This is a genomic window from Pseudomonas sp. TMB3-21 (genome assembly GCF_054898145.1).
Genome location: NZ_CM142718.1, coordinates 2631696 through 2641054, shown reverse-complemented (window position 1 = coordinate 2641054; position 9359 = coordinate 2631696). Strand labels below are relative to the sequence as shown.

Below are 9359 nucleotides of genomic sequence, written 5' to 3'. Positions count from 1 at the left end.
CGCCCTCGCGGCTAACCCGGCATCCATGCCGGGTTGCCCACTGCGCAGAACCTGCGCTCAGCCTCCCGAGGTGGCGCTCACCGCCACAGCCGCCGAGGCGGCCTGATAGCCGACCTGGCTCGCAGGCGTTGCGCCACATCTGCGCAGCAACACAAAACCGTGTAGCAGCTGGCGCAGCCTGCGTCCGGCCCAACCCAAAGGCATCGGGTGTCCGTTATGCCGCTTTCGCGAGCAAGCTCTACTCCCAAAGATCATTCACACATCCGGGCACTGAGACTGCTTTATAAACCGCAAAAAAAAAACGCCCCGAACCAGTCGGGGCGTTTTGCGCAGGTAAGCTTCTATCCACGCCGTTTAGCGAACACCTTCCTGGCGCAGTGCCGCCGGGGTGAAGTCGCCGGTAGTTGCGGTGAAGCCGAAGTCATAGGCTGATTTCTCTTCGTTCTTCATCCCCAACGCCAGGTAACGGCCCGACTGCAAGTCGTACAAGGTCTCCAGGGTGTACCAAGGCACTTGAACGTTGTAGTAGTTCTGCGAGTGAGCTTCCGCCACACGCCACAGCTGATTACGACCGTCGTAGTGATCGATCACTGCGGCTTGCCAGGTGTCCTCGTCGATGTAGAAGTCACGTTTGGCGTAGATGTGACGCTGGCCTTCCTTCAAGGTAGCGACCACGTGCCAGACCCGGCGCAATTCGTAACGAGTCAGATCCTGGTTGATGTGACCGGCCTTGATGATGTCTGCGTACTTGAGCTGCGGCGAATCGAGCTTGTAACTGTCGGAGGCGATGTACATTTCTTTCTTGCCTTCGAGCTTCCAGTCGTAGCGATCCGGCGCCCCGTTGTACATGTCCAGGTTGTCGGAGGTGCGCAAGCCATCGGCAGCGGTACCCGGCCCGTCATAGGACACTTGCGGTGCACGGCGCACGCGACGCTGACCGGCGTTGTAGACCCACGCCGAGCGCGGTTCCTTGACCTGATCAAGCGTCTCGTGAACCAGCAGCACGCCACCTGCCAGACGAGCCGGCGCGGTCACTTTCTGCTTGAAGTAAAACAGAATGTTGCCCGGGTTTGCTGGATCGTAATCCTTCATCTTGTCGCGGAAGACGAACTGGTCCTGGAAGTACACCAGGCTGAACGAGCCGTTCGGCTGTGGCGTCGCCTGAGTTACCAGGCGGGTCACGCTACCGCCGCGATAGCGAGTGATGTGGTTCCAGATCACTTCCGTACCGGTCTTCGGGATCGGGAACGGCACGGCGGTTTCGAAGTTTTCCAGTCCGTTGCCGCCCGACACCAGGTTGGTGCTGGTCGCGTTTTTCTTGATGGAGGCGAACACGGCATCCGGCACGGTAGCGCCACGATGCGACGGGAAGACCGGCATCTTGAAAGTTTCCGGGTAGCGCTTGAACATCGCGTACTGGCCCGGGGCGAGCTTGTCCTTGTACTGGTCAACGTTTTGCGCGGTGATGGTGAACAGTGGTTTTTCGCTGGCGTACGGGTCAGACAGGAAACCCTTGCCGTCAACGGAACCGGCGTTTTTTGGCAGCGGTTTCCAGGCCGGGATCGAACCGTCGGCATTGCCGGCCATTTCGGCGCCCATCGGGGTCAGGCTCTTGCCCAGTTTGTCCGCTTCGGCGGCCGGGACCGCAGCCATCACGCTGGTAGCCAGCAGCGACAGCCCCAGAACACCGGCTTGGAACAGACTCTTTGTTGTTTTCATAGGTGTGTTCGTCCTGATCATCAATGCTTAGAAGTTCACGCCAAAGCTGAGCGCTACGAAATCGCGATCATCAACGGTGGTGTACTTGCCGTCGAAGAAGTTGGTGTACGCCAGGCTCGCAGTGTAGGTGTTCTGGTATTCGGCATCGACGCCCAGGCTGACAGCCTTGCGACCTTCTTCGAAGTTGCCGCCAGGGCCAGGCGAATAACCGCTCACGTCATGAGACCAGGCCACGTTCGGCCGCAGGTTCACACCCGCGAACACGTCGTTGTAATCCCAGATGGCACGACCGCGGTAACCCCACGATGTCGACGTGGTAAAGCCTTCATTGTCGCAGTTGCGGGTGCGATTGTTGGTCGCAGCGCCAGGACCGGCACCGGCGATAGTGCTGGAGTTGAGCGCAAGGCAGGTGTCGGCACCGCCAGTGGCAGGCAATTCACCTGGGCCGTACACCGGATCGCGTCCGTAACGGACGTCGGAAGTGCTTTCCAGACCGCCGACGTGCGTCACGCCCACTTCACCCACCAGGGTCATACGGCTGGCGCCCATGACCTGATCGAAGAAGTGCGTCAGGGTGGTCTGGAACTGGGTCACTTCTTTGCGGCGATAACCGTGCAGGTCCTGACCAGGCACACCATTGAGCAGCGAAGCGTTGGTCAATGCGCCGCCCAGGGGGCGTACACCGGCGAACAGGATATCGGTGGAGTTGAGCTGCACCGGTGCGTTCGGACGGTAGCTGACTTCACCGCTCCACGCCGTACCGGTAGGCAAGGTAGTAGAGAAGCTCAAACCGTACAGGCGGATGTCTTCCGGATACTCGACGAAGTAATTCGAGTTACCCGCGACAACCAACGGCGCCAGTGCTCGTAATGCCGGTGGCAATGCTGCCGCACGGGCGTAAACCGAGGCCGGAGCACCGGTGGCGCTGAAGATCGGCGCGCGGCTGTGATAGTTCATGAAATATGCGCCGAACTCGGTGTCCAGCGGCTCGAACATGTATTTGAGCGACGCGCCCCACTGACCGCTGTCGCGCGCATCGCGATCCGGGCCACGGCGCACCAGCACACCTTCGCTGTCAACGTCGACGCCCAGTGCAGTCAGCGTCGGCAGTGCTGCGCCCGGAATGGTCGAACGCCTGTTCAGGACGCGCAGGTTATTGTCGCAACCGTCGGCAATGATGTCCGGCTGAGAGAAGAAGGTGCCGCAGTTATCAACGACGGTCTGGTCCCATTCGAGCTGATAGAACGCTTCTGCCGAAAGGGTATCGGTGAGGCTCTGCGAGACGTAGAACATGTTGACCGGGATCAGGCCTTCCTTGACCTCGGCGCCCGGACGGCGGAACGCGGAAACGTCGATCGGGTTGATCGAGTTGATACCGCTGCCGATGAAGGTGCTTTCACCCCAGCTCACGACCTGTTTGCCCAGACGCACGGAGCCCGGCTGATCGGCAACGGAGTAGTTGTGGTAAACGAAGGCGTCGAGCAGCTGAACGCCGGACGACTTGGCGCCTTCCTTGCGGTTGCTGTCGCTGATGTCCTTGAATGGGCGGCTTTCGTCCTTGAGTTCGAAGTCATACCAGTACTTGCCACGCACAAAGACGCCGGTGTCGCCGTACTTCAGTTCCAGGTCATGCAGGCCCTTGAAGATCTTCGAGAAGGTTTCACCGCTCTTGAAGTTCATGTGGCCGTCATCGGAAGTCTGCGACAGCCCGCGCCCACCGTTGTTAACGCCGATTAGATTCTTGTTGGGACTCTGGGTAGACCAGCTCGCCCCGACCGACAGGGATGAATCGAACTGACCTTCGATTTCACCGACGTTGAAACTGACGCCGAATGCAGGCCCGGCGAGCGTAGAGGCGAGACTGACAGCCAGGGGCAGCTTCGCCCGGCGCCAGAACTGGTTTACTGATGTCATCGACGCTACTCCATGTGCATTATTGTTTTGGCAGTGAGTACTTTTAAAAACGCTGAGGCTGACCGGGCGCCATGGCGTCCCCAAGTCACTCCAAAGTTGCATCGCCCCGTTTTGTGCGTGTGCCACGTTCTTAAAAATCCTTGAGCGGACTATAGCCAGCAGGTTGTATTGCTTGATCCCTCTAAAGTGTGATTTGCAGCTGCCGGCCACTCTGGAACAGTCCTTTCGCCAGGCCGACACCTGTCGGCAGGGCAAGGATGGCTCAAATTACGGATTTGACAAGCCGAGCGCTTGCTTGGTGGGCCTGGCGTGCCATTTCAGGCACGCCGCAAAGGCTTAAAGGGTCGAGAGAAAGGTGCTGTTGTTGGCTTGCCATTCGGTGATGTCGATGCGAATGCGCTTCTTGTCGAGCTTGCCGACACTGGTCTTGGGAATTTCCGTAACAAGGGCAATCTGGCTCGGGATCGCCCACTTGCTCAGGTGCCCCAGTTCGACAAACGGCTTGAGGTGTTCCTTGAGTTCCTTGGCCCCGACTTCATGGCCCTCGCGGATCACTAGCAGGGCAAACGGTCGCTCGCCCCACTGCGGATCGGCGATACCCACCACTGCTACTTCGCGTACCGCCGGGTGCCGGCTGATCAGGTCTTCGAGGTCCAGCGAGGAGATCCATTCGCCACCGGTTTTGATCACGTCCTTGATACGGTCGCGAATGTCGATCACGCCCATGGTGTCCAGAGTCGCCACATCCCCGGTGTGCAGCCAGCCCCCGGCCCAGAGTTCTGCGCCCTTTTTCGGCTCATTGAAATATCCCTCGGTGAGCCACGGTGCTCGCAGTACCAGCTCGCCCTGCGTCTCGCCATCGGCCGGCAGGAAATTGCCGTTTGCGTCGACAATCGCCGCCTCGACCAACGGCCCCGGCACGCCGGCCTTGATTCGATAGGTTGTGCGTTCGTCTTCGGTGCCCGCCATGAGTTCATCGTTCAGGTGCGCGCAAGACACCAGCGGCCCGGTTTCCGACATACCGTAAGCAGCGGTCAACTGAATGCCCTTGGCCTTGGCCGCGTCATACAAGGCGCGATTCAGCGCGCTGCCGCCGATAACAATTTTCCAGCCACCGAAATCGGCGCTCTGCGCAGCCTTCGCGTTGAGGACCATCTGCAGAATGGTGGGTACACAGTGCGAGAAAGTAACCTTTTCTTTGCGCCACAACTCCACGAGATATTCCGGATCGTAACGTCCGGGATAAACCTGCTTGAGCCCGAGCATGGTCGCTACATACGGCAGGCCCCACGCGTGCACGTGGAACATCGGCGTGATCGGCATGTAGACGTCGTTGGTTCCGAGCAGCCGAACGCTGTCGATCGAGCCCATGATGGTCGACACGCCCATGGTGTGCAGAACCAGCTGCCGATGGGTGAAGTAGACGCCCTTGGGGTTGCCGGTGGTGCCGGTGGTATAGAACGTGGTCGCAACGGAGTTTTCGTCGAAATCCTGAAAGTCGTACTGAGGACTCGCGGCGGCCAGCAACTGTTCGTACTCGCCGACGAGGTTCGGCAGGTCGGCGGTTTTGTCCGGCAGATCGGTTAGCAGCAAGGTTTTGTCGACCGTGGTCAGATGCCCGGCAATCGCGTTGTACAAGCCCACGAACTCGCTGTTGACCAGCACGAAGCGGTCCTCAGCGTGGTTCATGGTGTAGAGAATCTGCTCCGGCGAGAGGCGCACGTTGATGGTGTGGATCACGGCGCCGATCATCGGGATGGCGAACATGCATTCCAGATAACGATGGCTGTCCCAGTCCATCACCGCCACGGTGTCTCCAGCCTTTACGCCGGCAGCCGTAAGCACATTGGCCAGCCGTGCCACCCTCTCGATCAGGGTCGGATAGCTATAACGCAACTGGTCGCGATAGACGATCTCGCGGGTTTTCTCGTAACGCGCGCCGGACATCAGCAGGCGCTTTATCAGCAGCGGATACTGGTAAGCGCCTTCGGCTGGGGGGATAACGCGAGTCTGCAACATAAGAATCCCTATTCTGACTGCACGGTCGTGGCTGAAAGCAAGCACTCTAGTGCCCTTGATCTGCGACCAAATCAGCCGAAGGAATGATTTCACCGCAGGTTTAAATACTAGCTTTGCGCCACTATTTAGGGCGTTCGACGGCAGGCTTATTGCCCATAGCGGGCAACTTGCAATGGAAGCGAACACAGGTTTCGTGCGAGCCTATGCATCTTTATCGACACAATGACAACGATGAATACAGAAGTAACCGCCCCTCTGGATCGCTCCAGCAAACAAGCACCCCTGGTTTCCATCGTGGCGCCTTGTTACAACGCGGAAAAATACCTGGAAGAAGCGATCGACAGCATCTTCGCTCAGAATTACCCGAATTTTGAGGTCATCATCGTCGATGATGGCTCCAGTGATAACAGCGTCGCGATGCTCAGACAGCTGCAGCAAACCCATGATTTCCAGCTGTACTCGCAAGCCAATCAAGGCGTAAGTGCAGCACTCAACCACGGCTTGCGTTACGCCAAAGGCGACTACGTTTCGACGCCGGACCTGGACGACATCATGCTGCCCGATTCGCTGCACCTCAGGGTAAATTACCTGGAACAGCACCCGAAGGTCGGCTGTGTAGGTGCACTGATCATCTACATGGACTGCGATGGTAACGCCATCAAGCAGCAGCAGCGCGATGAGATCCGCACCTATGATTTCGATCAGATTCTCAGCGGCGCCGTGGTGATTGGCGCACCGGTGGCGTTGTACCGCATGAGTGCAATGCGCAGTGCCGGCTTCTATGCACCGACCTTGCGGGTCCAGGACTTTCAAATGACCCTGCGCATCGCCCGGCAGGGGTACGAAGTGCATGAGTTGCCAGTGTGCGTGACGCGCTATCGCCGGCATGCCAACAATCTGTCCAGGAATTACAAGGTGTTGCTACAGGCGGACCTTGCGGCCATCGCACCCTACGTTGATCATCCCGGGTACCAGAGCGCACGCACCCAACTGCTGAACAAGGCTCTCAAGTACGCGGTAGTCGAAGACAAGAAAGAGGCCTGGAAGCTGTTGCGCTCCATTCCCTGGCGCCAATTGAACCGAACCAGTTTCCGTCGTATGAAACGCTTGATGCTGCATCGCTGAACGTGCCCTTCCCGTTTCTCCAGGCCCTGCCATGAAATTTCTCGAAAAACTCAAAGAACGAAAAGTCCGAAAACATCTCAAGCGCCTGGAAAAACTGCAGCGTGCTCCGGAAAAAATCCGCCTGCGTTACCCTCGTTATGAGATCGGCGTGGGGACCTATGGCATTCCCGAGGTTATGGAGTTCGGCGACGATACGATCCTCAAGGTCGGCTCCTACACCTCGATTGCCGACGGCGTTCGAATTCTGCTCGGTGGCGGGCATCGCACCGACTGGGTCAGCACCTACCCGTTCCCGTTGATGATTGACGAGGCCCGGGACATACCCGGCTGCAGCCCGACCAAGGGCGATGTGGTGATCGGCAGCGATTGCTGGATCTGCGCCGACGTGATGATCCTGTCCGGTGTCACCATCGGCCACGGCGCGGTAGTCGCGGCCGGGGCCGTAGTGACCCGCGATGTCGAACCCTATTCAATTGTCGGCGGCAACCCCAGCCGCCATATTCGCTGGCGCTTCGAAGAAGACGTGCGCCAGGAACTGTTGGCGTCCGCCTGGTGGAACTGGCCCATCGAAGAGGTCAAGACGGCGTCGCGTATTCTGTGCAGCAGTGACATGGACGGGTTTCTGGAGTACGTCCGCCAGCGCCAGGCGAATCAGCCCGGGTAACGGATTGGCTGCGACACCGGCATCGCGGTCGTATTCCGTCGCCTCAATGCATTTCGGTAAATGCGATTTTCACACCCAGCGCAATCAGTACGGCGCCCATAGTCCGGTCGAACCAGTGGCCCATGCGCGCGAAACCGGCGCGCACGCGTTGCTGGCTGAACAGCATCGCCACAAGGCAGAACCACACCGCAGTCGCCACCGCCAGATAAACTCCGTAACCGGCTTGTATCGATAACGGTGTATGCGGGTTGATGACGACGGTGAACAGCGACAGGAAAAACAAGGTCGCTTTAGGGTTCAGGCCGTTTGTTACAAAACCGGACGTGAACGCACCGCGAGCTGTGCGCTCACCGGCTTCCTTGTGCAGATCTTCAGACAGCGGTTGGGCCGGTTTCGCCCGCAGCGCCTTGAAGCCGATGTACAACAAGTAAGCGGCAGCGGCCCATTTCAAGGCATTGAACAGCACGATCGATTGCGAAACGATCAGGCCGATGCCAAGCAGTGAATAGCCGACATGCAGGAAAATCGCCGTGCCAACACCCACCGCCGTCCATGTGCCGGCGCGCCGACCATGGGTCACGCTTTCGCGCACCACCACAGCAAAGTCCGGACCCGGGCTGGCTACGGCCAGAAGGTGGATAAGCGCGACAGTCAGGAATTCTGTCCAGTACATGGGGGGCTCCTCGGGGGCAGCTTGGTCTGGTAAATAATTCTGAAACGAAATCAATTTCTGTGGCGAGGGGGCTTGCCCCCGTCCGGCTGCGCAGCAGTCGCCAACCTGTCCACTCGATACACCCGCCAAAACTGGTTGCCGGTAAAGGGGCCGCTGCGCGACTCAACGGGGGCAAGCCCCCTCAACACCTTGTTTCATCTGATAGGCTCAGCAGGTTACGCCTTCAGTTCACTGCACAAAAGGTACAGTTGATGACGAACACTCGCCGCGCCGTTTTCCTCGACCACCCTTCGCTGGACCTCGGCGATCTGGACCTCGGTCCATTGCGCGCCTGCTTCGATGATCTGCAGCTGTTCGCGCAGACCGCGCCGGAGCAAGTCACCGAACGCCTCAAGGGCGCCACTGTGGCTATCACCAACAAAATCGTGATCGATGCCGCCGCCATCGCCGCCAGCCCCGATCTGAAGCTGATTCTGATCAGCGCTACCGGCACCAACAACGTTGATCTGGCCGCCGCTCGTGCGCACGGCATTACAGTTTGCAACTGTCAGGGTTACGGCACGCCATCGGTGGCGCAGCACACGATCATGTTGCTGCTGAATCTGGCGACGCGTCTGGGCGACTATCAAAAAGCCGTCGGCGAGGGTCGCTGGCAGCTGGCGAAACAATTTTGTCTGCTGGACTACCCGATCGTTGAACTGCAAGGCAAAACCCTCGGCCTGCTCGGTCACGGAGAGCTCGGCGGTGCAGTGGCGCGACTGGCCGAAGCCTTCGGCATGCGCGTGCTGCTGGGGCAAATTCCCGGCCGCCCTGTCCGCCCGGATCGCTTGCCACTGGACGAACTGCTGCCACAGATCGATGCACTGACCCTGCATTGCCCGCTCAACGAATACACGCGTCACTTCATCGGCGCCCGTGAACTGGCCTCGATGAAACCCGGCGCGTTCGTGGTCAACACTGCGCGCGGCGGCCTGATCGACGAACAGGCGCTGGCCGATGCATTGCGCAACGGGCACCTCGGCGGCGCAGCGACCGACGTGCTCAGCGTCGAACCGCCCACCGCCGGCAATCCGTTGCTGGCCGCCGACATCCCTCGCTTGATCGTCACCCCGCACAACGCCTGGGGCAGTCGTGAAGCGCGGCAGCGAATCGTTGGCCAATTGACCGAAAATGCTCAGGGCTTTTTCAGCGGTACAGCGCTGCGGGTCGTCAGTTGATAGACTGCGGCACTTTTTTCAGGGAGCA

The 9359-nt window shown here is 59.3% G+C and carries 7 protein-coding genes; 3 read left to right on the top strand and 4 right to left on the bottom strand.

The window, feature by feature from the left end:
* Nucleotides 1-354 precede the first annotated feature (354 nt).
* The 3 genes from ACYZTS_RS12225 to ACYZTS_RS12215 form a co-directional block, all read right to left on the bottom strand.
* Entirely contained in the window at nucleotides 355-1719 is a 1365-nt protein-coding gene (locus tag ACYZTS_RS12225) for a DUF1329 domain-containing protein (protein WP_028622663.1), read from the bottom strand.
* 27 nt (nucleotides 1720-1746) lie between these two features.
* Complete coding sequence (locus ACYZTS_RS12220) at nucleotides 1747-3633, bottom strand: DUF1302 domain-containing protein (protein WP_461996127.1); 1887 nt, start codon at nucleotides 3631-3633, stop codon at nucleotides 1747-1749.
* Between the two features lie 336 nt (nucleotides 3634-3969).
* The gene (locus ACYZTS_RS12215) at nucleotides 3970-5652 is read right to left on the bottom strand and encodes a fatty acid--CoA ligase (protein WP_461996125.1); all 1683 of its coding nucleotides are present in this window, start codon (nucleotides 5650-5652) and stop codon (nucleotides 3970-3972) included.
* A gap of 231 nt (nucleotides 5653-5883) precedes the next feature.
* On the opposite strand from ACYZTS_RS12215, the gene ACYZTS_RS12210 reads away from it, so the two are divergent.
* Together ACYZTS_RS12210 and ACYZTS_RS12205 are read left to right on the top strand one after the other, a co-directional pair.
* Entirely contained in the window at nucleotides 5884-6777 is an 894-nt protein-coding gene (locus ACYZTS_RS12210) for a glycosyltransferase family 2 protein (protein ID WP_461996124.1), read from the top strand.
* A 31-nt stretch (nucleotides 6778-6808) separates the two neighbouring features.
* Nucleotides 6809-7441: a CatB-related O-acetyltransferase gene (locus ACYZTS_RS12205; RefSeq protein WP_461996122.1), complete on the top strand. Its 633-nt coding sequence runs from the start codon at nucleotides 6809-6811 to the stop codon at nucleotides 7439-7441.
* A gap of 43 nt (nucleotides 7442-7484) precedes the next feature.
* Here ACYZTS_RS12205 and ACYZTS_RS12200 read toward each other — a convergent pair whose 3' ends face one another.
* Entirely contained in the window at nucleotides 7485-8114 is a 630-nt protein-coding gene (locus ACYZTS_RS12200; protein WP_461996120.1) for a LysE family translocator, read from the bottom strand.
* A gap of 251 nt (nucleotides 8115-8365) precedes the next feature.
* On the opposite strand from ACYZTS_RS12200, the gene ACYZTS_RS12195 reads away from it, so the two are divergent.
* Nucleotides 8366-9331 (top strand): 2-hydroxyacid dehydrogenase, encoded by a 966-nt coding sequence (locus ACYZTS_RS12195; RefSeq protein ID WP_461996118.1) that lies wholly within the window; start codon nucleotides 8366-8368, stop codon nucleotides 9329-9331.
* Nucleotides 9332-9359: the final 28 nt, after the last annotated feature.